The 24171-nt window shown below is 65.1% G+C and carries 27 protein-coding genes and 1 pseudogene; 8 read left to right on the forward strand and 20 right to left on the reverse strand.

What is annotated here, in order from left to right; genetic code table 11:
• Positions 1-6: 6 nt before the first annotated feature.
• The 10 genes from glnH to mdcA all read right to left on the reverse strand — a co-directional run bounded on the left by glnH (position 7) and on the right by mdcA (position 8673).
• The gene (gene glnH / locus QZ609_RS04585) at positions 7-753 is read right to left on the reverse strand and encodes a glutamine ABC transporter substrate-binding protein GlnH (protein ID WP_295491685.1); all 747 of its coding nucleotides are present in this window, start codon (positions 751-753) and stop codon (positions 7-9) included.
• Between the two features lie 227 nt (positions 754-980).
• A complete protein-coding gene (gene mdcH, locus QZ609_RS04590; RefSeq protein ID WP_295491687.1) occupies positions 981-1916 on the reverse strand; it encodes a malonate decarboxylase subunit epsilon in 936 nt (311 codons plus the stop codon).
• Positions 1913-2560, reverse strand: a complete 648-nt coding sequence (locus QZ609_RS04595) for a malonate decarboxylase holo-ACP synthase (RefSeq protein WP_295491689.1) — start codon at positions 2558-2560, stop codon at positions 1913-1915. Before QZ609_RS04595 ends, mdcH begins: the two co-directional genes overlap by 4 nt.
• Complete coding sequence (gene madM / locus QZ609_RS04600) at positions 2557-3321, reverse strand: malonate transporter subunit MadM (RefSeq protein WP_295491691.1); 765 nt, start codon at positions 3319-3321, stop codon at positions 2557-2559. Before madM ends, QZ609_RS04595 begins: the two co-directional genes overlap by 4 nt.
• Positions 3322-3331: 10 nt before the next feature.
• The gene (gene madL, locus QZ609_RS04605) at positions 3332-3739 is read right to left on the reverse strand and encodes a malonate transporter subunit MadL (RefSeq protein ID WP_295491693.1); all 408 of its coding nucleotides are present in this window, start codon (positions 3737-3739) and stop codon (positions 3332-3334) included.
• A 347-nt stretch (positions 3740-4086) separates the two neighbouring features.
• Positions 4087-4929, reverse strand: coding sequence for a biotin-independent malonate decarboxylase subunit gamma (gene mdcE / locus QZ609_RS04610; RefSeq protein WP_295491696.1), 843 nt, complete (start codon positions 4927-4929; stop codon positions 4087-4089).
• On the reverse strand, positions 4926-5774 hold the full coding sequence (locus QZ609_RS04615) for a biotin-independent malonate decarboxylase subunit beta (protein WP_295491699.1): 849 nt from the start codon (positions 5772-5774) through the stop codon (positions 4926-4928). Before QZ609_RS04615 ends, mdcE begins: the two co-directional genes overlap by 4 nt.
• Before the next feature lie 10 nt (positions 5775-5784).
• A complete protein-coding gene (locus QZ609_RS04620) occupies positions 5785-6084 on the reverse strand; it encodes a malonate decarboxylase subunit delta (RefSeq protein WP_295491701.1) in 300 nt (99 codons plus the stop codon).
• Positions 6071-6994: a triphosphoribosyl-dephospho-CoA synthase gene (locus tag QZ609_RS04625; protein WP_295491703.1), complete on the reverse strand. Its 924-nt coding sequence runs from the start codon at positions 6992-6994 to the stop codon at positions 6071-6073. The genes QZ609_RS04620 and QZ609_RS04625 overlap by 14 nt, the downstream gene beginning before the upstream one ends.
• Positions 6994-8673: a malonate decarboxylase subunit alpha gene (mdcA, locus tag QZ609_RS04630; protein ID WP_295491705.1), complete on the reverse strand. Its 1680-nt coding sequence runs from the start codon at positions 8671-8673 to the stop codon at positions 6994-6996. The genes QZ609_RS04625 and mdcA overlap by 1 nt, the downstream gene beginning before the upstream one ends.
• Positions 8674-8838: 165 nt before the next feature.
• Between mdcA and QZ609_RS04635 the strand changes: the two genes are divergently transcribed.
• Positions 8839-9744: a LysR substrate-binding domain-containing protein gene (locus tag QZ609_RS04635; protein WP_295491707.1), complete on the forward strand. Its 906-nt coding sequence runs from the start codon at positions 8839-8841 to the stop codon at positions 9742-9744.
• Positions 9745-9795: 51 nt separating this feature from the next.
• Here QZ609_RS04635 and QZ609_RS04640 read toward each other — a convergent pair whose 3' ends face one another.
• The 4 genes from QZ609_RS04640 to QZ609_RS04655 form a co-directional block, all read right to left on the reverse strand.
• Complete coding sequence (locus tag QZ609_RS04640; protein WP_295491709.1) at positions 9796-10311, reverse strand: ATP-binding protein; 516 nt, start codon at positions 10309-10311, stop codon at positions 9796-9798.
• A gap of 254 nt (positions 10312-10565) precedes the next feature.
• Complete coding sequence (locus QZ609_RS04645) at positions 10566-10814, reverse strand: hypothetical protein (RefSeq protein ID WP_295491711.1); 249 nt, start codon at positions 10812-10814, stop codon at positions 10566-10568.
• Between the two features lie 632 nt (positions 10815-11446).
• Positions 11447-12079 carry a pyridoxamine 5'-phosphate oxidase family protein gene (locus tag QZ609_RS04650; protein ID WP_295491713.1) on the reverse strand — a complete coding sequence of 211 codons (633 nt, stop codon included), beginning with the start codon at positions 12077-12079 and terminating at the stop codon, positions 11447-11449.
• Between the two features lie 71 nt (positions 12080-12150).
• On the reverse strand, positions 12151-12702 hold the full coding sequence (locus QZ609_RS04655; RefSeq protein ID WP_295491715.1) for a carboxymuconolactone decarboxylase family protein: 552 nt from the start codon (positions 12700-12702) through the stop codon (positions 12151-12153).
• 179 nt (positions 12703-12881) lie between these two features.
• Between QZ609_RS04655 and QZ609_RS04660 the strand changes: the two genes are divergently transcribed.
• Positions 12882-13784, forward strand: coding sequence for a LysR family transcriptional regulator (locus QZ609_RS04660; RefSeq protein WP_295491717.1), 903 nt, complete (start codon positions 12882-12884; stop codon positions 13782-13784).
• Positions 13785-13911: 127 nt separating this feature from the next.
• On the opposite strand, the gene QZ609_RS04665 is transcribed toward QZ609_RS04660, so the two are convergent.
• The 4 genes from QZ609_RS04665 to QZ609_RS04680 all read right to left on the reverse strand — a co-directional run bounded on the left by QZ609_RS04665 (position 13912) and on the right by QZ609_RS04680 (position 18159).
• The gene (locus QZ609_RS04665; RefSeq protein ID WP_295491719.1) at positions 13912-15498 is read right to left on the reverse strand and encodes an isocitrate lyase; all 1587 of its coding nucleotides are present in this window, start codon (positions 15496-15498) and stop codon (positions 13912-13914) included.
• A gap of 436 nt (positions 15499-15934) precedes the next feature.
• Complete coding sequence (locus QZ609_RS04670) at positions 15935-16780, reverse strand: helix-turn-helix transcriptional regulator (RefSeq protein ID WP_295491721.1); 846 nt, start codon at positions 16778-16780, stop codon at positions 15935-15937.
• Positions 16781-16817: 37 nt separating this feature from the next.
• Positions 16818-17375, reverse strand: a complete 558-nt coding sequence (locus QZ609_RS04675) for a carboxymuconolactone decarboxylase family protein (protein ID WP_295491751.1) — start codon at positions 17373-17375, stop codon at positions 16818-16820.
• Between the two features lie 178 nt (positions 17376-17553).
• A complete protein-coding gene (locus QZ609_RS04680) occupies positions 17554-18159 on the reverse strand; it encodes a J domain-containing protein (RefSeq protein ID WP_295491734.1) in 606 nt (201 codons plus the stop codon).
• Between the two features lie 262 nt (positions 18160-18421).
• Between QZ609_RS04680 and QZ609_RS04685 the strand changes: the two genes are divergently transcribed.
• The 4 genes from QZ609_RS04685 to QZ609_RS04700 all read left to right on the forward strand — a co-directional run bounded on the left by QZ609_RS04685 (position 18422) and on the right by QZ609_RS04700 (position 21624).
• Positions 18422-19756, forward strand: a complete 1335-nt coding sequence (locus tag QZ609_RS04685) for an MFS transporter (RefSeq protein ID WP_295491753.1) — start codon at positions 18422-18424, stop codon at positions 19754-19756.
• A 59-nt stretch (positions 19757-19815) separates the two neighbouring features.
• On the forward strand, positions 19816-20295 hold the full coding sequence (locus QZ609_RS04690) for a VOC family protein (protein ID WP_295491736.1): 480 nt from the start codon (positions 19816-19818) through the stop codon (positions 20293-20295).
• A gap of 214 nt (positions 20296-20509) precedes the next feature.
• Positions 20510-21097 carry an XRE family transcriptional regulator gene (locus QZ609_RS04695; RefSeq protein WP_295491738.1) on the forward strand — a complete coding sequence of 196 codons (588 nt, stop codon included), beginning with the start codon at positions 20510-20512 and terminating at the stop codon, positions 21095-21097.
• Positions 21094-21624, forward strand: a complete 531-nt coding sequence (locus QZ609_RS04700) for a GNAT family N-acetyltransferase (protein ID WP_295491739.1) — start codon at positions 21094-21096, stop codon at positions 21622-21624. The genes QZ609_RS04695 and QZ609_RS04700 overlap by 4 nt, the downstream gene beginning before the upstream one ends.
• A 109-nt stretch (positions 21625-21733) precedes the next feature.
• Here QZ609_RS04700 and QZ609_RS04705 read toward each other — a convergent pair whose 3' ends face one another.
• Together QZ609_RS04705 and QZ609_RS04710 are read right to left on the reverse strand one after the other, a co-directional pair.
• Positions 21734-22111 carry a cupredoxin domain-containing protein gene (locus tag QZ609_RS04705; protein ID WP_295491741.1) on the reverse strand — a complete coding sequence of 126 codons (378 nt, stop codon included), beginning with the start codon at positions 22109-22111 and terminating at the stop codon, positions 21734-21736.
• Positions 22112-22113: 2 nt separating this feature from the next.
• A complete protein-coding gene (locus QZ609_RS04710; protein ID WP_295491743.1) occupies positions 22114-23058 on the reverse strand; it encodes a metallophosphoesterase in 945 nt (314 codons plus the stop codon).
• Positions 23059-23259: 201 nt separating this feature from the next.
• On the opposite strand from QZ609_RS04710, the gene QZ609_RS04715 reads away from it, so the two are divergent.
• Positions 23260-23922 carry an RNA polymerase sigma factor gene (locus QZ609_RS04715; protein ID WP_295491745.1) on the forward strand — a complete coding sequence of 221 codons (663 nt, stop codon included), beginning with the start codon at positions 23260-23262 and terminating at the stop codon, positions 23920-23922.
• Positions 23912-24112: pseudogene (locus tag QZ609_RS04720) on the forward strand (zf-HC2 domain-containing protein); the annotation flags it as partial. The gene QZ609_RS04715 and the pseudogene QZ609_RS04720, both read left to right, overlap by 11 nt.
• Positions 24113-24171 lie beyond the last annotated feature (59 nt).

Raw genomic sequence — 24171 nt, forward strand, 5'->3', positions numbered from 1 at the left:
GCGGCATCAGAGCTTGACCGGCTCGGTGCCGAACCACTTCTTGTAGATCGCCGCGTAGCGGCCGTCGGCCTTGATCTTCGCCAGGGCCGCGTTGACCTTGGCCACCAGCGGGCTGCCCTTCGGGAAGGCGATGCCGTACTGGTGCGCCATCATCTGCTGGCCCACCGCCTTCACGCGGCCCTTGCCGACCGTGTTGATGTAATAGAGCACGTTGGGCGTGTCGTGCATGGCGGCATCAACGCGGCCGGTGGCCAGCTCCAGATACGCGTTGTCGATGTTCGGGAACTGGCGCAGCTCCGTGCCGGCAAAGTGCGCCTTGGCGTAGTCGGCGGCGGAGGTGCCGGTCTTGATGGCGAGCGATTTGCCCTTCAGGTCATCGGCGCTCTTGATGGTGCTGGCCGCCGGGACCATCAGCAGGAAGCCGCTGTCGTAGTAGCCGTCGGAGAAATCGACGATCTTCTTGCGCTCGTCCTTGATGGTGATGCCGGCCAGCGCAACGTCCACGTTGCGCGTCTGCAGCGCGGGCAGGATGCCGTTGAAATCCATCGGCTGCAGCTTGTAGTCGAGCTTGGCGTCCTTGGCGACCTCTTTCCACAGGTCGATGTCGAAGCCGACGTACTGGTCGCCCTGCTTGAACTCGAACGGCACGAAGGCCGTATCGCACGCGACCAGCAACGTTTCGGCCCGCGCGGCCTGACCAACAAACGACGCAGCGACGAGTACCGCCGCGACCAGTTTTGCAGCGAATTTCATGAGCGACCCCTTTGGAGAATGGATGCGTCTGACGAGGCAAGCAGATTTGCGTATATAAGATATACGCAAATATGTTTGCGAAGTATCGGCGTGCGCAAACCGCCTTGCAACATCGGGTATACCCGGCGAGGTGGCGATACCGATCGACTGCTGCAGCGAGTCGGGAGAAGGGCGCTCAGGCAAAAAGAAACGGGGCGCGAAGCCCCGTTTCCCATGGCGATCCAGCCTCACCTGCCATCGGCGCGCGCATGTCGTTGTATCCGTACCCGCACCGCGTCGAGCCCGGTGCCGGTATCGAGCGCCGCATCGTCTGAGAAGATGCCTTGCGCCAGACGCGTCAGTTTTCCCGCCCCCGGCACTTCCACCGCGATGCGTGCGCCGCGTTCGAGCGCGTGCCGCAGCGTGTCATGCCACAGCACGGGCCGCGCCATGTTCCAGGCGAGATCATTGACGATGAGATCGGCACGCAGGAGCGCGCGTGCGCGGCTGCTGCTCACGTAGGTGCGTTGAGGCGCGTGGACGGTCACTTGCAATGCGGCCGCCGCCAGCTCGGCCGCCTGCGCGGCGAGCAGCGGACAGTGCGACGGCACCGCCATGCACAGCCGCGTCGCCGCCGATGCGCCTTGCGCTGGCGCGAGTGCCATCACTTGCGCGAGTGCGGCATCGTTGCCCGCTACAACGATCTGTCGCTCCGCATTCAGGTTGGCGACATAGGCGGGCGTCGCCGCCGAGTGGACCTGCGCAACGATGGCACTCACCTGTGGCTCGGCTAGGCCGACGACGGCCACCATGCCGTGGCCGCTCGGGTATGCACCCTCCATGAGCTGCCCGCGCAAGCGCACCAGCCGCAGCGCATCGCTGAACTCCAGCACGCCGGCCACCACCGCTGCAGGCCATGCCCCGATCGACAGGCCAGCCACCATGTCCGGCGCGGCGTCGCGGCGGATGAGCGTGCGGGCCACCGCTACGCCCGCGATCAGCAGGCAGAGTTGCACGGAGACGGTCGACCGCAACGCCTGCGCCGTGTCGAGCGTGAGCGGATCGATGCCGAGTACGTCACCGGCTTCGGCCAGCGCTTGTGCCGCAGCCGGGTCGTCCGGCAACCCATGCAGCATGCCCGCCCGCTGGCTGCCCTGGCCCGGAAAGGTGAACAGCACGCTCATGCCGCGTCGTCCCATGGATCGGCGACCAGGCGTGGGCCGTGATCGGTCTTGAGCAGCGTCTGGTGCGGCGAGGCCAGCCACGAAGTTAGCCAATCCTGCAGCGCGAAGCCGCCGTGGCCGGTATCGATCTGCAGGTCGACGCGGCACTCCGCGGCTTGCAGCAGATCGCCCAGGCGCTCGCGTTGCGCGGTCGACGGCGCATGCGGCATGCGCACGACCAGATCGAGATCACTGTCCGCGTGCAGGACAGGCAGGCCGCTGGCGAGCGCGAAGCCTGCACCGCCAGTTGGGCCCCATGCCCAGCCGAGCGCTTCGAGTGACGCGGCCAGCGTGCGCAGGGTGCGCAGCGCGGCAAACGGTGCATCGGGCGCGATGGTTGCCACATCGGTTGCGAGGGATTCCGGCGAAGCCACGCGCGTGATGGCGCGGGCATCGATTGTGGCGGCGCAGCGTTCGTGCCGTGCACCGCCGCGCAGGCCAACCGGCACGGCGCCATCCGCTCCGCGCGGTGCTCGCCGCACGACCACGGGTGCGCCTTGCCGGCAGGCCGCGATAGCCCAGTCCGGCAGGGGCGCACCGTCCGTCGCCCTGGGCATCTCAGACACCCACAGCAGATCGTGCGCGCGCAGCGGTGCGGGTGTCATCGCACCAGCGCCTGTGTCGCCAGGAACAGCAGCGACGGCCCGAGCAGGCAGCCGAGGCCGGTGTGGAACGTCGCCACCAGCGCGCCATAGGGCACCAGGCGCCGGTCCGTGGCCGCCAGGCCCGCCGACACGCCGCTGACCGTCCCCGCCAGCCCGCCGAACACCATGGCCGCGCGCGGGTTGTTCAGTCCCAGCACCCCCGCAGCGAACGGCGTGCACACCATCACCAGGATCGCCTTGATGAGGCCGGTGGCAATCGACAGCGCCATCACATCGGAGCTGGCGCCCAGCGCCGCACCCGTCACCGGCCCGACGATGTACGTGACCGCGCCCGCGCCGATGGTGGTCATGCTCACCGCATCGGTGTAGCCGAACGCGCGCGCGATGCATGCGCCGACGATGAACGGCAGCACCGTCCCCAGCAGCAGCGAGACCGCGCCGATCAGCCCCGCCTTGCGCGCCTCCGTCACCTGCACCTCGAACGCGGTCGCCACGATGGCGAAGTCGCGCAGCATGGCACCGCCCATCAGGCCGATGCCGCCGAACAGCTTCAGGTCTGCCAGACCGCGCTCGCCGCCGGTCTGCACGCCGCCCCAGTAGGCCAGCATCAGCCCGATCATGATGGCGACGGCCGAGCCGTGCACGCGGCCGAAGGTCAGCTTCTTCGACAGCCACATCGACAGGCCCATGACGATGCCGACCAGCGCGAACGCCGTGACCAGCCCGTTGCCCTGCAGCACTTTCTCGAACATGGATAGCATGGCGGCCTCCTTATGCGCTGACCTGTTCAGACTCGGACAGCGGCGGCAGCGGCTGCCGGTCTTCCGCACGGCCGGTGCGGTTGATGAGCGCGATGCACGCGCCGCATACCACCACCGCGCCAATGGCACCCAGCAGCGCAACCGGGCCGCCGCGCAGCGCCGTCACCACGTTCTGCGTGGCTGCCATCGCCACCACCACCGGGATGTACATCGCGCCCCAGAACGAGACGCCGGCCTCCGTGGCAACCGGCATCAGCCCGCGCCGGTGCAGATAGAGGCGCGCGCAGATCAGCAGCAGCATCGCGATGCCCACGCCGCCCACATTGGCCTTCACGCCGATGGCCTGGCCGAGCAAGTCGCCCAGGAAGAGGCCGGCGAGATGACACAGCGCCAGCAGGGTCGTACCGTAAATGATCACGTCTTGTCTCCTGAAGAAGCGGCGATGGGTCGCCTGTAGTGGGTGTTGCGGTGATCTTGGTTTTAGAAACTGTTTGTGTTGATGGTCCATCCTGGGTTTCGTCCCCTGGCGGGGCCGACTCACTTTCTTTGTCTTGCCAAAGAAAGTAAGCAAAGAAAGGCGCGCCCGAGATGGCGAAAGACTCCTTGAATTTCTGTCGCAGGGAGGGGAAGGGGAAAACTCGCTTCGCTCAAACAGTTCCCCTTCCTTTTTCCTCCCTGCAACAGAAATTCAAGGCGTCATCTAGGGCAGGTACGGCCACACCGTCTGATGCATGGCTGGGCGCCCAGATGACATTCTTCTATGCGCTACGCTCCCTCTGTTTGTGCGTTCCATTGCGCGCGCAGGCGCGCGCGTACCTGTGACGAGGCTTGCCGCAGCGGCGCACCGAGCCGGCTCTCCAGCCCGCGCGATGGGTCTGCTGCGATGTCAGCCAGCGCGGTGGCCAGCGCTGTCTGGACGGTGTCGATGTCGCTTGCGTCCGGAGTCTGCGCATCCTTGACCTTCAGCAGACGCCACAGCAGCCCAAGCGACGCAAAGCTGGCGATGTCGTAGGCCATGGGCGGGATCTCCTGCGCGAGCCGTTCGAGGTCCGCCACCGAGCGCAGCGTGACGCGCGCAGCAGCGGCCTTGCCCATCGCATGCACCATCACTTCGGCATCGTCCAGCGCGATCAAGCGGTTGGCCTGATAGCCGTGTGCCAGCAGCGCGCCCGACATGGCGCGGCCGACAATCAGGCCGATCACCGGATGCCCAGCGAGCCGTGCGGCCGCATACGCATCCGCTGCCGCAGCGAGCGCCAGGTGGATACCGTAGGCCTCTTCGCGTCGGCCGTAGGCTTGGCTGGCGACATCGATCACGGCGACGATGGCGCGCTTCTGATCGCGGCCTGCGTCTTCGGTCATGGCATCGCGCACGGCACGTGCAAGCTGCCAGCCTTCGATCAAGCCGACCTCGCCGCTGCGCGCGCGGGGGAAGCGATTGGCGGCATCCGGTACCACGGCGATGTAGCGTGTTGGGCGGTCTGCGAGGGTGGCGTCGACGACTTGCAGCGTACTGCCATAGCCCGCGACGGGTTTCCTGCCGGAGAAGTTGGCGGTCAGCGCCCGCATCCAGGTCGCGCCGCGCGTGGAGAGTTCGGTCTGGCTCATGCTGGGTTCCCTGCTGCGTAGAGGGCGCGCACGTCTGGGGCGGTCGCCTGGCGCGTGGTGTCGACAGCGGCGAGCCGCTCGAGGTAGTGGGCGATCCGTTCGCTGCGTTGATGTGTCGGCGCGCCGGCGCGCAGCCACTCCAGCACCTGCGCACGGATCACGACGGAATCGTCTTCGACGCACACATCGGCCAGGCCGGTGGCAACGCGCTGCTCACCGCCGGTCAGGCTCCAGATGAAGGGGCGGTCGCGCGAGTCGTATTCTTCGATGCCGGCTTCCTGCTCGATCACCTGTGGGCCGTTCAGGCCGAGGCGCGCCTCGCGCGTCATCAGCAGGTAGCTGCACAGCCCGGCCGCGATGCTCATGCCGCCAAAGCAGCCGACCACGCCCGCCGTGATGCCGATCACCGGCCCGTACGCACGCAGCGCATGGATGCCCGCGTGAATCTCGGCGATGGCCGCCAAGCCCAGGTTGGCCTCCTGCAGCCGCACGCCGCCCGTCTCGAAGACGATCACGGCGCGCGTGGGGATGCCGTTGCGGTTGTCTTCCACCGCCAGCTCCAGCGCCCCGGCAATCTTCGCGCCGGACACCTCGCCCATGCTGCCGCCCTGGAACGCGCCCTCGATGGCGAGCACGACGGCCGGCTGTCCGCCCAGTGTGCCGCGCGCCACCACCACGCCGTCGTCAGCCTGCGTGACGATGCCCTGGCGCGGTAGCCAGGGGGAGGTCATGCGCTCGAACGGGTCGATGAGTTCTCGGAAGGTGCCGGGGTCGAGCAGGGCGATGGCCCGTCGGCGGGCATCGCGTTCGATAAAGCTGTCTCGTTCAATCGGGTTGCGCGACATGCTTTGCTCCTCAGGATTGCGTGAGCGTTTCGAGCGCCTGCTCAAGCCGCAGGCGCACTACCGCCGGTGTCGCGCCGAAATCGTTGATGGCGATCTTCGCGCCTGGCCACGCATGCGAGGCAAACACGCGCGCGAGCTGCGCCTGCCACGTCGCGGCCATGCCGTTGACGGACGTGGTGATGGCCACGTCGATGCGGCCGTCGCTGCCGGGGGTGAGCAGCACCTCCAGGTCGCCCGAGCCGACCACGCCTGCATACGCGCGCCGGCTGGCGGGTGCGCCGCCGGTGAACTGAAACTCAAGACTCTCCATGATCGGTTTCCTGATGAGCGGATTCGAGATCGGCGGCCATGCCTGCGTGTTCCCGTGCGGGCAGGCGATCGAGGAACAGCGCGGCGGCCAGCACGTCGGCGGCGCCACCGGGCGACACGTGGCGCGCCAGCATGTCCTTCTCAAGGCGGCGGAATGCGCGCCGGCCCTGCACAGTCGACAGGCCGCCCTCGGCGCGCACGGTGGCGGCGCCGGTCTGCACGGCGCGCAACGCATCGGGGCCGCCGCGCGCGAGCAGGCAGGTGTCGTCCAGCGTGGCCATGGTGGCGAGCAGCGCTTCCACGCGCGCGTGGTCTTCGCGCACGCCTGCCGCGCGTGCTTGGCGCAAGGCAGGCAATGCCACCTTGACCACGTGCGGGAAGCCCGCGCAGGCCTGGCCCCTGGCGCCGCCCACGCCGTAGTCGTTGCAGGCACGCTCGCCCTTGTGGCCGGTGGCGACCGGTGCGAAGCGGTCAGGGATATTGGCGAGGCGTGCCGCACGGTGGGCGACAGGCACCGCGCCCAGCGCATGCGGCACCTGCGCGGCGGCCGTCACCAGCAGGCCAAGGCTCCAGATCGCGCCACGGTGCGTGTTGATGCCGCCAGTGGCGGCAAGCATCGCGGCCTCGCCTTCGCGGCCCAGGCGGCCGATGCGTTCACGCAAGGCCAGCGGCGCGTCGATCTGCGCGCCGGCCAATGCCATGGCTTCAAATGCTGGGCGCAGGGTTTGTGCGGAATGCACCATCAGCGCCCAGTCGAGATCGTGATGCGCGCCGTTGCCGCGCACGTCCACCAGACCGGGTTTGGGCGACAGCGTGACTTCGTCGATCAGCGCGGACTCCACCAGCGCTGCGAGTGCCTTTGCGCGCGCCTTGGGGCTGGCCGGCAGCGGACGATTCAATGTCTTCTCCATCACCAGCTCCGGAAGCGTGCAGGCGGGTCGTACAGGCCGCCGGACCATTCCACCAAGTCTGAAATGCTCTTGGCGGCGAGCAACTCGCGGCTGGCATCGCTGCGGCGCACGTCGAGGTCTTCGGGCAGGGCGATCAGGCCGTCGCGGCGCATCTGCTCGGTCTTGGACGGGTCATGCCGCAGGCCGATCGACGTGACACCGGCCACTGCCGCGATCATTGCGCGCCGCTCTTCCAGTGAGCGCGCCTTGTACAGGTACGCGATGCCGTCTTCGGTCAGCAGGTGGGTGACGTCGTCGCCGTAGATCATGATGGGCGCGAGCGGCATGCCGCTCTGCTTGGCGACGGCCACCGCATCGAGCGTGTCGACGAAGGTCGGTTTGCCGCCTTCCTGGAAGGTTTCGACCATCTGCACGACGAGCTTCTTGCCGCGTTCGAGCATCGTCACGGGCTCGGTCATGTCGAGCCATGCGGGCGTGGCGTGGCGCCGGCCGCGCGGGTCGTGGCCCATGTTGGGCGCGCCGCCAAAGCCGGCCAGGCGCCCGCGCGTGACGGTGGACGAATGCCCGTCGCCATCGACCTGCAGCGTCGCGCCGATGAAGAGATCGACGGCGTACTGCCCGGCCAACTGGCACAGCATGCGATTCGAGCGCAGTGAGCCGTCGTGCCCGGTGAAGAACACATCGGGGCGCGCAGCCACGTAGCGCTCCATGCCCAGCTCGGTGCCGAAGCAATGGACGCTTTCCACCCAGCCCGATTCGATGGCGGGGATCAGCGTGGGGTGCGGGTTGAGCGTCCAGTTGCGGCAGATCTTGCCCTTGAGGCCCAGGCGTTCGCCGTAGGTCGGCAGGATCAGCTCAATGGCTGCGGTGTTGAAGCCGATGCCGTGGTTGAGCGACTGCACGTTGTGCCGCTGGTAGATGCCGCGGATGGCCATCATCGCCATCAGCACGTGCACGGGCTTGACCAGGCGCGGGTCGCGCGTGAACAGCGGTTCGATGTAGAACGGCTTGTCGGCTACCACCACAAAGTCGACCCACGAGCCGGGGATGTCGACGCGCGGCAGGTCCGATGCATCGTCGACGATTTCGTTGACCTGCACGATCACGATGCCGTCGGAGAACGCAGCGGGCTCCACCAGCGCGGGCGTGTCTTCGGTGCTCGGGCCGGTGTAGATGTTGCCGTCGCGATCGGCCTTGAAGCCGGCCACCAGCGCGACGTTCGGGATCAGGTCCACCACCAGCCGCGCATACAGCTCGATGTACGTATGGATGGCGCCGACCTCCAGCAGCCCGTCGGCCAGCAACTGGCTGATGCGCAGGCTCTGCGGCCCGGCAAACGAGAAGTCGAGCTTGCGCGCGATGCCGGCTTCGAACAGGTCCAGATGTTCGGCGCGGCTCACGCTGGGCATGATCATGTGCAGGTCGTGCAGCCGGTCCGGATTGACCTTGGCCAGCGAGCGCGACAGGAAATCCGCCTGCTTCTGGTTGTTGCCTTCCAGCACGACGCGGTCGTGCGGCGCCAGCAGCGCTTCCAGCGCGGGGACGATATCTGCGGTCGGGATGACCTTGCCGTTGGCGATCCGGCGCGCGGCGGACAGGCGCCGCTCTTTTTCGTCGCGCCGCCGGCGCCACTGGGGCGGGATGGCCGGACTGGCCGGGTTGGAGGACATCGCTTGCATGTGGGGAAGCTCCAGCCGTCATGGATTCGATGCCCTGTACCGTATGCCGGAAGCACACGCGCTTCAATCAACCTAGAAGCCGTTTCATTAACTTCAAGTTAATGAAACAATGGCCCGACGACGCGGCAAACCAACAAGACACCGCGCGCTTCTGGAGACGAGGCCATGGCCATCGACGAAGACATCACCCTGAAGAAGCTGGAGGTGTTCCAGTCCTTCATGACGCTGGGCAACATGGCGCGCGTATCGGAGGCGCTCGGGCAGAGCACCGTGAGCGTGCACCGCGCGCTGCATTCGTTGGAAGAGGGGCTGCGCTGCCCGCTGTTCAAGCGCGACGGGCGCAAGCTGATTCCGCTGTCGACGGCCTATGTGTTTGCCGAGCACGTCGAGCGCATCCTCGCCGAATGCGAAGCGGGCGTGCGACGCACGCGTGAGGCGGCTGGCTTCTCGTCGACGACGCTGAAGATCGGCGGGCTGTATTCGATGACGGTGGGCACGCTCCCGCGCGTGCTGGCCGGCCTGAAGACGCGGCGCTCGGCGCTCGACATCGAACTCACGCTGGGCTCGAACCGCAGCCTGCTGGCCAAGCTGGAAGACGGCCAGCTCGACGCTATCGTCATCGCGCTGGGTGAACCGCTGCGCAATCCGGAGCTGCTGACGGTGCCGATGTTCGACGACGAGATCCTCTTTGCCGCGCCGCTCGGCTCGCCGTATGCGGCATCCCCCGAGATTGATCTGCAGGCTGTGCGCGGCGAGAAGTTCGTCGCGCTTGGCGACGACTTCGCGACGTACCACGACTTCCTGGCTGCGTTCGACAAGGCCGGTTTTGCGCCGCAGATCGCACTGCGCGTGGGCGACATCTTCTCGCTCATGAACCTGGTGAGCGGCGGCATCGGCTACGCGCTGCTGCCACGGCGCGTGGCCGATTTCAGCCCCAAGGTGCAGTTGATTCCGCTGGCTGCGCGCTATGCGATCAGTCAGCACATCGTGCTGGTGCTGCAGCGCAATCGGGAGCGTGATCCGAACCTGCTGGCGTTGTCGGCTGAATGCCGTCTGCTAGGCGCGCGGTGAGGCAGGCGGGTCAAGTCACGATCAGGTGCGCGTTTCTGGGGGCAACCAGCCTCACGTGTGGCACACCATGCAGAAGCCTTCCTCTGCCGAGGGGGCGACAAAGTATTGCGTGATCGCATCGAACTCGGCATCGCTCGGCGTGAACGGATGCGTGCCGGCCGCATTGCGATCGTGCAAGCGTGCCTTGCAAATGGCATCGGGCACGTTCAAGTAGTGCAGGCAGTGTGCGACACCCGCGCGCTCGAACATGTCGCGCATCCATGCCCGTGTGGTTGGGGTATTGGCGGGGAAATCCAGCACCACAGACACGCCTGCCCCAAGCAGTGCGCAAAGGTGGTCGGTCAATGCGCCACGCAGCCGGCCCGCACATCGGGCGTAGTCCGCCACGCTCGTGATCTCGCCCGGATAGAGCTGCGCGAGCCAGGTGTCTTCACTCAGGAGCACGGTCGCCGGCGCAGAGGCCAGGCGTTGGGCCAAGGTCGATTTGCCGGCGCCGATTTTGCCGCACACCAGGTGCAGTGTGGGTGGGGTGGATGTGGCGGTGGGTGTCTGCGGTGGCTGTGGCATGACATGCTCCTGAGTGAGAGGGTTCAGGAGGCGGGCACGAAAAACCCGCCTCGGGGGCGGGTTTGTTCGCTACAGGCTGACGCGCGCTAACCCACCATTCCAGGAATGGTGCGAATAATCGACGCGATGCAGAACGTGTGGCGAGCCATGGCGGCAATCTTGGTGGATGGTGCGTGCGCTGTCAACGCTGGGCCACCGGCAGCATTCCATGCGTTGTCTCATGTCCGGTGCGGTTCAGACCGTTCATGGGAGATTCACCCATTGGGCAGCGAGTTCCCCACGATGCCATCCGAAGTCAGCATCGCCGCGTAGGCGCCATCTGCGTATTCCATGCACGTCCACAGGTATTCGGCCTGCCGCGTCTCGTCCAGGCGGCGGAAGTGGTCGAAGCCGCCGGAATGCAGCATGCCCAGCAGTGTGCGCAGCTTGGAGAGCTTGTCGAACAATTCCGCGTGTGCCTCGAAGCGTTGCGTGTCGACGGATTGGGGGATCGAGTGGGTCATCGGGCTTTCCTTTCTGGGATGAATGGAAGCGCGCCCAACCCCGGGGGGAGAGGGTGGGCGAGCACAGGCAAGGTGGAAAACCGATGTGTACCAGTCGGCACGGCCGAAGCCGTTCAAGCCTGGCCCGCCCCAGGAGGGAGACGAAGCCAAGCCATAGCGGTTGAGGACAAGAACCTATGCTCAGTTCTTGCCCGGTACACACGAGGTTTCCACACCTCGATCGCTTTCTCTATGGCACTGAAAGCGATGGCACCGAGTGTAGTGACCGCTGCTTCGTCAAAGCAAGGCCGGAACTATAAATCAGAATTGGCGTATGGCTGGGGGAGGTTGGTCACGCTTGGGGGGCGGAACCGAGCTTCTGCGAATGTCCCCACCTCGCTCCAAAGCGGTGGATATTCGTCGGTCGGCTCGTAGCACCCCCAAAAATTTTTTGGTGTTCTTCAGAGCGCATGCGGGACGCAATTCCCGAACGGTCGACAGACGATGGGCAACACGTCAATGCCGGCTTGCCGTACGGAAGCGGACACCGGACCGCAAATATTGAATGGCCGACCGCCTTCGTGGTTTTCGATTTGGCCTGCGAGCTCGCGATGCCGACCGCGCCTTCCAGGCAGGCGCCGGCCTCCGCGGTGTCATTCCAGCGCACCGGAGCGTGCAGCTGTCTCCCGCAGTGCACGCACTTCCTCTTCCAGCTGACGTATACGCTCGTCCTTCACTTCGAGGACCTTGCGTATGTCGTCCGCGTCGAATCGCTGCGGGATATGTTGCGGGCAATTCATGTCCCACGCCTCGACCGTGAACACGATCGCGCGCTGGGGCTGCGCCTTGTAATCCTTCTGTGCGAGCCGTTCGATCAGCTGCGGGTCTTCCGACACCGTCGCTGTTCCCCAGAACTTGAGCCTGCGACGGCGAGCGTAGTCGATCATGAAGAAATACGCCTTCGGGTTGTCTGCCAGGTTGCCGATCGTGATGAACTGCTGGTTCCCCGCAAAATCCGCGAAGGCAATCGTCTTTGCATCGAGCACGTGCAAAAAGCCTCGCGGGCCTCCGCGATGCTGGATATACGGCTGCCCAGCCGCGTTTGCAGTCGCAACAAAGATGCTCGTCTGTTCACCGATGAAAGCGGCGCAGTCGGGCGTGATCGTCGTCCGCCAGCCTCTGCCTTGCTCCATGCCCGCGTAGAGCTCGCGCGAGCCGTACCGCGTTTGCATCGCCTTCACGGAGGGCGTGAACGCGATGTCGCTCGGATACGCCATCTGATTCATGATCGCTGCTCCATTCAAAGCGGGAAGCGCCGACTGCATGCCGACGCTTACCGGCATCGGGTGATGCCTGTTCAGGCGGCCGCTTCGGCGCTCACGACAGGGAAGTCGATTTCCGTATCTGCGACGACGTTGATGTAGTTGGTCCAGACGTTCAGCGCGACGTTCTCCACGATCTCGATGATTTCGGCGTCGGTGTAGCCGGCCGCCCTGACGGCCACCAGTTCCGCATCAGCGACGCGTCCGCGCCGCTGTGCGACGAGCACAGCAAAGCGCACGGCGGCGTCGGCCTTCGGGTCGTTCGACTTGCCATGCCGGTTTGCGGTGATCTCGGCGTCATTGAGTTTCGCGACGTTTTTCGCGAGGTACGCGTGGGCGGACAGGCAGTATTCGCAACCGTTGACTTCGGCGACAGCGAGCGCGATCCGCTCGCGTGTCTGCGCGGACAGCTTGCCCTTCGCAAGTGCGCCCGAGAGGGCCAGATAGCCTTCGAGCGCTGCGGGACTGTTCGCGACCATGCGGAACAGGTTGGGCACCACGCCCAGCTGTTGTTCGACGGCTTCGAGCAGCGGGCGGGAAGCAGCGGGCGCGTCGGCGATCGTGGTGGGGGTCGGAATACGGGACATCTTCATCTCCTTGCGAGTGGGTTGCACAGCGACACTCGTAATGTAGGAGCTTCCGTGTCACAGGATAATGGGTTCGAAATGGGAATGATCCTTCCATGAAATGGTAGAGTTGCCGTGCATATCCTAGGTGCCCAAACCACAGAGGCGCCACGTTCCACACGACCATTCCAGCGAGACCTATGGACCGGCTCGAAGCGATGCAGGTGCTGTTATCGGTAGTCGACGCAGGCAGCTTTTCCGCTGCAGGCAGGCATCTCGGCATGCCGCTGACGAATGTCAGCCGCAAGATCAGCGAACTGGAATCGCATCTGGCGACGCGCTTGCTGATCCGCACCACGCGGCAGCTTTCATTGACCGAAGCGGGAGCGTCCTACGTCGCGAGATGCCGCAAGATCGTCGAGGAGATTGATGAAGCGGAGCGCGCCGCTTCGGGCGAATACGCCGAACCCCGTGGAGAGTTGTCGGTCACCGCGCCGCTCGTGTTCGGCCGGTTGCACGTCACACCGCTGATCGCCGAATTTCTCGCAACGCATCCGCAAATCGACGTTCGGCTTTCGCTGGTCGATCGCAACATTCATCTGCTCGATGAGCACGTCGATGCGGCGGTGCGGATCGGCGCCCTGCCCGACAGCAGCATGGTGGCCACGCGCGTCGGCGAGGTCCGTCGGGTCGTATGCGCAAGCCCGGCTTACCTGGACGCGCATGGCGCGCCTGCAACGCCGGCGCGGCTGAAGTCGCATGCATGTGTGACGTTCGATGCGCTGGACACTGCGCAAATGTGGACGTTTCCATCGCGGTCCACCAGAGGCATGAACATCGAGATCCATTCGCGGCTCGTGGTCAACACCGCGGAAGCGGCCATCGCCGCTGCAGTCGCGGGCGTCGGACTCACGCGCGTGCTTTCGTATCAGGTAGCCGATGCCGTTGCGCAAGGTTCGCTGCGCATCGTGCTGCAGCGCTTCGAGCCACCGTCGCTACCCGTGCACGTCATGCACGCGGGTCAGCGACCCTTGCCACTCAAGCTGCGTGCGTTTCTGGACTTTCTGATACCGCGACTCAGGCAACGGTGCACAGGGTTCTAGCGGTGCAGCTTTCCATGAGACGGCGTTGTGCGAGACGTTCGATGGGATTCTCGCGGGCCATCTCGCCGGACAAAAAAAAAACGCCAACCCGCGATGGGTTGGCGTTTAGCTTGGGGTACGACCAGGATCAGTGGAACTGATTCATGGTGTTGTCCTTACCCGCCGCCTTCAGGGCTGCTTCGCCGCTGAAGTATTCCTTGTGGTCGTCGCCGATGTCCGAGCCCGACATGTTCTGGTGCTTGACGCAGGCGATGCCCTGACGGATTTCCTTACGCTGCACGCCAGCCACATAACCCAGCATGCCCTGGTCGCCGAAGTATTCGCGGGCCAGGTTGTCGGTCGACAGTGCGGCGGTGTGGTACGTCGGCAGCGTGATCAGGTGGTGGAAGATACCGGCTTCGCGCGATGCGTCGGCTTGGAAGGTGCGGATCTTCTCGTCGGCGAGCTTCGCCAGTTCGGTCTGATCGTATTCCGTGCTCATCAGCGCGCCGCGCTCATAGGCCGACACATCCTTGCCTGCGGCCTTCATTGCGTCATACACCTGCTGACGGAAGTTCAGGGTCCAGTTGAACGACGGGCTGTTGTTGTACACCAGCTTGGCGTTCGGGATGACCTTGCGGATCTCGCTGACCATGCCGCCGATCTGGGCGATATGCGGTTTTTCGGTTTCGATCCACAGCAGGTCGGCGCCGTTTTGCAGCGAGGTGATGCAATCCAGCACGCAGCGTGCTTCGCCCGTGCCGGCGCGGAACTGGAACAGGTTGCTCGGCAGGCGCTTCGGACGCAGCAGCTTGCCGTCGCGCTTGATGACGACGTCGCCGTTGCCCAGTGCGTCGGCCGACAGTTCTTCGCAATCGAGGAACGCGTTGTATTGGTCGCCCAGGTCGCCCGGCGTGTTGGTCACGGCGATCTGCTTGGTCAGGCCGGCGCCCAGCGAGTCGGTACGCGCCACGATCACGCCGTCGTCCACACCCAGTTCCAGGAAGGCGTAGCGGATCGCGCGGATCTTGGCCAGGAAGTCCTCGTGCGGCACGGTGACTTTGCCATCCTGGTGGCCGCACTGCTTCTCGTCCGACACCTGGTTTTCAATCTGAATGCAGCATGCGCCGGCTTCGATGAACTGCTTGGCCAGCAGGTAGGTCGCTTCAGCGTTGCCGAAACCGGCGTCGATGTCCGCGATGATGGGCACCACGTGGGTGACGTGGTTGTCGATCTTTGCCTGGATGGCGGCCTTGGCGGCAGCGTCCTTGGCAGCGTCCAGCTCGCGGAACAGGCCGCCCAGTTCACGGGCGTCGGCCTGGCGCAGGAAGGTGTACAGCTCGCGGATCAGCGCGCTGACGGAGGTCTTTTCGTGCATCGACTGGTCCGGCAGCGGGCCGAACTCGGAGCGCAGCGCAGCAACCATCCAGCCCGACAGGTACAGGTAGCGGCGGTCGGTGCTGTTGAAGTGCTTCTTGATGGAGATCATCTTCTGCTGGCCGATGAAGCCGTGCCAGCAACCCAGCGACTGCGTGTACTTGGCCGGATCAGCATCGTAGGCGGCCATGTCGGCGCGCATGATCTTGGCGGTGTACTTGGCGATGTCCAGGCCCGTCTTGAACTTGTTCTGGGCGCGCATGCGGGCAGCGTACTCAGGGTTGATGGCATTCCACGCGCTGCCGTGGTTCTCTTTCAAACCGGCAACTGCCTTGATGTCGTCTTGATACTGGGCCATGTCAATTTCCTAGGAATGAAGCGTGTTTGAGAAGAAAGGGTTGCGTGTGCGGCGACGGAGTTCGAAGCAAGCAGCGTGGACTTATTGTAGGGCGATCTTGATGCGTCGCAGCAAGGTCTTATATAAGACATAAGAGTTAGTTTTCCTTTATTTTTCAAGGAGATAGGCTGCAAATTTTGCGATGCGGAACGCGTTTTCAACAAACGGGAAGAGTGCGCCGGGGAAATTCGGGGCGAATTCCGTAATGTGAAACGCGCTTTCAGTCGTCGGGGGGCGGGGCGAGCACGGATGGCTCGAGCATCGATCGCTGGGGGGATTTTGTGGACGTCTGTCGACGGACCGTGTCATGAGCCAGCGCAGCAACGCGTGGCTGTCTTCATGTGCGCTTTGGTCATTCGATCTCGAGCGATGATCGGCGGAAACTGGCCGAACGCGCTCAGTGATGTCTTGAATGGTCGGCGAGCAACTGCCGGTGGCGTGCCTCGGTTTCGTCATCGGCGGGGAACATGCATTCCAGGCGCAGTTCCTGTGCCGCAACGTTCTGCGGAGCGCCAACGGTCGTGACCATCGAGAAATAGTGAAGCACGACGCCCTCGCTGACGAAACCCATCGGAATGACAGGCATGGTGGGCGCGGCGGACGGCCCGTGATGCGTCTTCCAGTCGTGCGGCACGTCTGGATAGGCAAGTAGTTCTTCCAGCAGACGCCGGGTGCCGGCGTCGACGACGTGACCGACCGATTCTCGATACACGCGTTGTAGCAAGCTGCGCGCGACCGTGTCCCAATCGGCCACGAATGGACGCATCCCCTGCGGATCGAACATCAGATGCAGCATGTTGCGCGGCCCTTCGCGCGCAGCCATGTCGATGAAACAGCCGAAAAAGCGCGGCGCGGCGTCATTGGTCATCAGAACGTTCCAGTGGCGATCCATCACGATCGCCGGAAACGGCTCGTGCTGGCGAACGACCCGTTCGAGCGCGCGGGTGACACTCTGCATCTCCTGTGCGTTCCATGGCGTCACGGAATACACAGGCGCGTAGCCGGCGGCGAGCAGCAGGGCGTTGCGCTCGCGCAGCGGCACATCTAGCGTCTGTGCAAGCGTCAGCAGCGTGTCCCGGCCCGGCACGCTGCGCCCGCTTTCAATGAAGCTGATCTGGCGCTGCGAGACGCCGGCCTCGAACGACAGATCGAGCTGACTCACGCCACGCACGTCGCGCCAATAGCGCAGCAAGTCACCAAGCTCACTCGGCGGCGCTTTCGGATCGGGACGGGTGGCGCTCATCGGATTTCCCTCATCTAGGTGAGCGGATGGAGAGGGCTCAGGGTGCGGGCGCGTGCCAGGCAAACGCCTCGAACTGCGCTTCGAGTGATGGTTGGCTGACGCTGCTGGTGTAGTTCGTGATCGTCGATGCGGCAACCACCGCAATGACCTCGAGCACTTGCTCAACGCTGAACCCCGCTTCCAGGAAACGTCTCTGGTCCGATTCGGCCAGGCGGCCGCGCTTTTCGATCAGCGTGCGCGCCAATGCCGATAGCGCGGCCAGTCCGGCGTCATCGGGCAAGACGCCGTGCCGGATCGCGTCGATATCGGCGGGACGCCCCCCCTGCTTCAATGCAAGCGCTGTGTGAAACGCAACCGGCCATTCGCTGGCGTTTGCGACCGCGTTGGTCAGCAACACCGTCTGAATCTGCGGCTCGGTCAGACTGCTCGCATGCACACGTTCAAACAGGCCGATGAAGCCGTTGATCAGCACTGGCGATCCGGCCATCTTGGCCGCGATGTTCGGGATCAAGCCAAACGCCTGCTGCAGTTGCTGGAGCACGGGCTTGGATTGCGCAGGCGCGGATTCGATCGTGTATGCGGGATAGCTGGACATGGTATCTCCGTGGCGGTGAGCGCAACCGGAATGGAGGCGCGACAGCCAAAGCGTAGAAGCAGTCGTTGCTTGCGCCAATTACAGCCCATGTAATCACCGCGCGGCGAAGTACTGCCCGCTGCAAGTGCGCAGACCGTCCGCATTCGTCCCCCAGTTGCGCCGGCCGGCATATCGGCCGCTACGGCCGCAGACCAAACAACCCGTGCCAGAACGCCTCAAACGCGCTGGGATGACGCCGGGGCACCGTCGCCTCGTCAGCCTTCGCGGTCACCGCCTCGTCTGGCATCGGCGCAGCCTCAGCGTCAGGCGCATCCGCAGCAGACACACTCACCCGCCGCGCCTCCTGCAACGCCCACACGCTGTTCGCAATACGCGCCGCGAGTTCCGCATCGCAGTCCCGGCCGAGCAGCACGCCGAACAGGACATCACGGATGTGGCCGTCGTCGGCAAAGCGCATCGCGACGGCGACCATCTTCTCGTAGTGCTCCTGCGCAATGCGCTCACGCTCGCGTTGCGCGGCGCGTTCTTCTGCTTCCTGCGCTTCGCGCTCGGCCTCCCAGCGCTGCATTTCCTGCGCGAACACCGCGTCGTAGACCCGGCGTTGCTCAGCGTCGGAGAGGATGGCGTAGGCTTCGCGGATTTCCTGGAATGCCGCGTACGCCTCGGCCTCGCGGCCAGGGTTGCGGTCGGGGTGCCACTTCATCGCGGCGCGGCGATAGGCGCGCTTGATGTCGTCCAGGGTGGCGTCCGGCTGCACGCCGAGGGTCGCGTAGATGGTCGTCATGGGCGGAGGGGGCGGCTGCCGGGGGAGCGGTCATCCTAGCACTAGCCTGTGGTCGTTTGCGCCTTCGGGCCGATGCTCCGTTCGTAGCCGGTCTCGGTCGCGCGTGCTCGTCTCTTCGAATGAGTCATGTTGACCCTAGGCGGCGGCACAGCGCATGCTGCTATCGAGTTGTCGCCCTCCGGGGGTGCGTGCCGTGGCAGCGAAATCATCCGGCCTGGTAAAAGCGGTCGCCAACTGCTGGCACGCTGTGCGACCTGCGCGCTTGTCTGCGGGTTTGGGCCGCGATGGCACCGAGGGCCGCGACCAGACCCTGCTGTATTTCGGCGGGTTGACCTTGTTGCTCTCGCTGGCAACGCCGGCCGGTTATCTGCTGGATATCCAGACGTCGTACCTGCTCAAGAACCAGCTGCACGCCACGGCAACGCAGATCGCGATGTTTCGGCTGGTGACGGGCATCCCCGTGTACCTTGCGTTCGCTTTTGGCCTCGCGCGTGACCAATGGAACCCGCTCGGGCTGCGGGATCGCGGCTTCTTCCTGATCTTCGCGCCCGCCACCGCGCTGGCATTCATCTGGATGGCGCTTTCCGGGGTCTCGTATTCGGGGCTGGTCGTCGGGATGCTGCTGGCGATGCTGTCATCCCGGTTTGTTGCCGCCGCCTATCAGGGGTTGATCGCGCTGGTGGGCCAGGAGCAGCACATGTCCGGGCGGCTGAGCGCGCTGTTGAACATAGTCGGCTCCGTCCCGGTCGTGGCGGGAGCGTTTGCCTCCGGCTATGTCTCCGATCATCTTGGCCCGAAAGAGGCGTTCTTCCTGGCGGCGGTGTTTGCATTGTTGATCGCGGTGTCAGGGCTCTGGAAGCCTGTTTCCGTCTTCGGCCACCTCTACGAGACGCCGCAAGCCAGGGGCACCGATTTCGTTGGGAATGTCCGGCGGCTGGTGAGGCATCGCGCCGTCTATCCAGCGGTGCTCATCTGCTTCCTGTGGAACTTTGCGCCAGGCGCGGCCACGCCGCTGCAGTTCTACCTGACCAACGAACTGCATGCATCGGATTCTGTTTACTCGTACTACAACGGCATTTTTGCTGCTGCGTTCATCCCGACATTTCTGCTGTATGGCGTGCTGTGCAAGCGGGTTTCGCTCAGCAAGCTGCTGTGGTGGGGAACCATCGTCGCCGTGCCGCAGATGATTCCGCTGGCCTTCATCCACTCCGCCAATCTCGCGCTGGTGTTGGCGGCACCGATCGGGCTCATGGGCGGTGTCGCCACCGCCGCGTACTTCGACCTTGCCATGCGGTCCTGTCCGCCGGGTTTGCAAGGCACGTTGATGATGCTGGTGGATGGCGTGCTTGCGCTCTCGGCGCGCGCCGGCGATCTACTGGGCGCGCGCATCTATAACAGCAGTCCAGCGCACGGATTCACCTACTGTGTGATCGCGACAACCGTGGTGTACGCACTGATCCTGGCCTTGATCCCGCTGGCGCCGAAAATGCTGATTGCGACCAAGGACGGCGAACCCAATCCCGAGATCGAGGCCGAGGTGGCGAACAAGACCGGGGAAACTGCGCCTAATCTGACAGGCCAAGATCCTGCAATGTGATCGATTGAAGTTGTCTTGGCCATCACGGATGCCGATGCTCGGCGCTTCAGGAGACACGCATGAACAGCAAGAACACGATCTGTCTGTGGTACGACGGCGGCGCCCTTGCCGCCGCAAACTTCTATGCCGAAACCTTCCCCAACAGCGCTGTCGGTGCCGTCCTCCGCGCGCCGGGCGACTATCCCGATGGCAAGCAGGGCGATGTCTTGACAGTCGAGTTTACCGTTGCCGGCATTCCCTGCCTCGGGCTGAACGGCGGCCCGCATTTCAAGCACAGCGAGGCCTTCTCTTTTCAGATCGCGACGGACGACCAAGCCGAAACCGACCGTTTGTGGAATGCGATCGTCGGCAATGGCGGCCAGGAAAGCGCCTGCGGCTGGTGCAAGGATCGATGGGGAATATCGTGGCAGATCACCCCGCGCGCCCTCACTGCGGCGATATGCGACCCGGATCGCGCGGCGGCCAAGCGCGCATTCGACGCGATGATGACGATGGGAAAGATCGACATCGCGGTGATCGAGGCGGCGCGGCTGGGCTGAGCGCCGTGCTCAAGTGGATGCGTGTGTCGCGCACGTACCCGCTGGTTCAGGCCATCTCTGCACATCACGCCCGCCCGTCTAGCGATGGCACGCGCCCAAGGGTGGCGTGCCCGTAACCATCCCCTGAAGTTGCGTATCCCTCGCTGCATGCCAGGGGATGGCTTTTCTCGCGCATCTCTATTGTGTTGGAATTGAAATCCAATATACTGGAGTCATGAATGTCGACCACCTGATTGCCACCCGGGTGCGTGACCTGCGCAAGGCGCGCGGCTACACGCTGGATGAACTCGCCGACTTGAGCGGAGTGAGCCGCTCGGCGATCTCATTGATCGAACGTGAGGAAACCAGCCCGACCGCCGTCGTGCTCAACAAGCTGGCTGACGCGCTGGGCGTCACATTGGCCGCCTTGTTCTCGGATGCGCCCGGCGCTGCGGCAGAACAGCCGCTTGCGCGGCTGTCTGAGCAACAGATCTGGACGGATCCCGGGTCTGGCTACATTCGCCGCAACGTCTCACCCAGTGGATACGCATCGCCCATCGAGTTGGTGGAGGTGAGCTTTCCAGCGGGCAAAAGCGTCGCCTTCGAAAACGTGACGCGCAACGTCGTGGCGCATCAGCAGGTTTGGGTGCTCGAAGGCGAAATGGAAATCACCGTGGGAGACCGGACATGGCAGCTGCAGGCGGGGGACTGCCTCGCCATGGTGCTTGAGCAGCAAATCGTCTTTCGCAACCCGGGCCGCAAGCCGGCGCGCTATGCGGTGGCGCTGACGACCGTTCCATTCACTTCAAGGAGAACACGGTGAGCGAACACACCATCGCGCAGTGCACCTTTGAGGGCCATGCGGAGGCGATCCTTGCGATCTTCAACGAGGCCATCCTGAATTCCACCGCCCTCTATGACTACAAGCCGCGAGCGCCGCAGAGCATGGTGGCTTGGTTCGAAGCCAAGCGCGCTGGCGGTTTCCCGGTGGTCGGCGTTGAGGGCAACGACGGAGCGCTGCTCGCTTTCGGCAGCTATGGCACGTTCCGGGCCTGGCCGGCGTACAAATACTCGGTGGAGCATTCCGTGTACGTGCACAAGGACCACCGTGGCCGCGGCCTTGGCCGGGTGGTCATGCAAGAACTCATCGCCGCAGCCCGAAAGAATGACGTCCACGCAATGATCGGCGGAATCGATGCAACGAACGCCGGGAGCATTGCCCTGCATGCGCGGCTCGGATTCAGGCACGTCGGCACGTTGCCGCAAGTCGGGTTCAAGTTCGGTCGCTGGCTCGATCTGGCCTTTTATCAGTTGCTGCTGGAGACCCCCGCGCATCCGGTTGACGGCTAGTTTCTGGTGAACATGCGATCGGCTGAAACTGGCCGATCTTGGCTGTGCCGACACCAAAAGAAAACGCCCTGAGAAGTCAGGGCGTTTTGCCGTGTGAGTCACGTTCGCTTCAGGTGACGGTCAACGTGCCATTCATCGTCTCGTGCCCCGTGCCGCAGAAGATGTCGCACAGGAAGTCGAACGTGCCGGTGCGGTCGGGCGTGAGTGCCAGCCGCACGGTTTGCCCTGGCACCACGTCCGCGCGCACGTGAAAGTCCGGAATCGAGAACCCCATCAGGATGTCCTGCCCGGTCAGCTCGAACACCACGGGCACGCCGCGCTTGAGCGTGATCTGGTCGGGCGTGAAGGTGAACTTGCGCGCGTGCACGCGGATCACCTGCGGTCCTTCGCCGTGCGCAACGCACGCCAGCGCGGCGCCGGCCGCGAGCACGGTGAACTGCCGCAGCGCCAGGCGCCGCTTGCGGTCGTGGGCAATGGTCAGGTTCATGATCAGGTGGTCTCCGGGGTCTTGGCGGGGGCATCGGCGCCGCTGTTGACCTGAATGGGCTGTTCGGCCAGCGCCCAGGTGGCGGCGTCCTGCTTGCCGTGCTCGGCGATGCTGCGCCAGCCGAGACCGCGATATGGCTGCGCGGCATCCCATGGGAGCGGGTCGCGCCTCGGTTGCGAGCCCGGTGCCGGCAGCGGGAACATCAGCGAGCGCGCCGAGTGGTGCGCGATATGGCCCGTCATCTGGTGGTGTTCCTGGTGGATGTGCCCATAGAACACCGTCACGTTCTGGTGCGGCATCAGCAGGTCGATCACCTGCTGGCCGTCGCGCGTGGCCCAGTCCCACTGCGGATACAGGTCGAACAGCGGCCGGTGCGTGAACACCACGATGGGCGTGTGCGCCGGAACCGAGCGCAGGTCCGCCGCCAGCCATGCCAGTTGCGCCTCGCCCACTTGCGCGCGCGGGTCCGACACGTTGTCGATGGCGATGAAGTGCACGCCCTTGTGGTCGAAGGCGTAGTGCGTGCGGCCGAACAGCGCGCTGTAGGCCTCGCCGTTGTCGAGCGATGCATCGTGTTCTCCAGGCATGTAGTGCACCACCGGCACCTTCAGTTGCGCGGCGATGTCGCGGAACTCCGTCAGGCGCTTGCGGCGCTCGTCCACGTTTTCGGTGATGTGGGTCAGGTCGCCGGTAAACACCACAAAGTCCGGCGCGGGTGACAGCGCGTTCACCGCCGCGATGGCCTTGGGCAGCGTGCCGCGAGCGTCCGGGTTGGGCGCGCCCTTGAAGCCCCAGTGGCAGTCCGAGAGCTGGACGAAGTAGAAGTCATCCTGTGCGCGGCCGGTGGTGGCCGCCATGGCCTGCCAGCCGCGCAGGCCGGAGGCGTACACCAGCCCGCCCACTGCGGCCAGCTGCATGAACTGGCGTCGTCCGGGTTGCTTGATCATGGGAATCCCCTGCAGTCAGGTTCGTGATCCGGCCCCGGGCGGGCACAAGGGGTGTGCCGAGCGTGCGGGGTGGTCCTGCCTGTCATACCGGGCGAGCGGCCGGGTTATTCCACGAAATCCGCCCGTTCGCGAATTTTTTACACGGCGGGAATAAACTGGATTGCGCCGCGGTATACGAAGCAACCCCAACTTCCGGCCACCATGCCCGACCCGTCTGATCCGACCATCGACGTGCCCGCCGACGCGCAGCGTTTTGCCCAGGCCGTGCTGCCGCATGTGGATGCCGCCTACAACCTGGCGCGCTGGCTCTCGGGCGACGCGCAGGACGCCGACGACATCGTCCAGGACGCCTGCCTGCGCGCGTTCCGGCTGTTTGGCGGCTTTCGTGGCGGCGATGGCCGGCCCTGGCTGCTGGCGATCGTGCGCAACACGTGGTTCTCGGAATGCGCGCGCCGCAAGCAGGCGCGCACGCAGCCGTGGCAGGACGACGGCACCGACCCGCAGGCCGAACTGCCCCCGGACGACGAGGCCATCGCCTACGGCGCCGACCCCGCCGCGCTGCTCGCCCGCGCCGATGACGTGCGCCGCATGCAGGCTGCCCTGGCGCGGCTGCCGCTGGCGTACCGCGAGGTGGTCGTGCTGCGCGAGCTGGAAGACCTGCCGTATCGGGACATTGCCGCCATCGTCGACGTGCCGGTCGGCACCGTGATGTCGCGGCTGGCGCGGGGGCGGCAGCAGCTCGCGCGCCTGCTGATGGAAGACGAGGCGGCGCCCGCGCGGACCAAGGTCACGCCAATCCGCGCCTCGGGCAATGCAGGCAATGCGGGCAACACCGCGCACAAGGAGCACCACGATGAACTGTGACGACATCCGCGCCCTGCTGGCCGCGCGCGCCGATGGCGAACTGGGCGCGGCCGACAGCCTGCGCGTCGAATCGCACCTGGCGACGTGCGCTGCCTGTGCGCAAGCGGCGGCGCGCCACGATGCCGCGGTGCGCGCCTTGCGGCAGGGGCTGCGTGCCCCTGCGCTCTACGCGGCGGCGCCGGCCGGGCTGGGAAATACCAGAAGCCCGACTTCGTCGCGATCGTGGCCGGCGACCACGGCGTCCTGAAT

Origin of the sequence: uncultured Ralstonia sp. (assembly GCA_913056305.1) — a bacterium.
Lineage (GTDB): Bacteria > Pseudomonadota > Gammaproteobacteria > Burkholderiales > Burkholderiaceae > Ralstonia.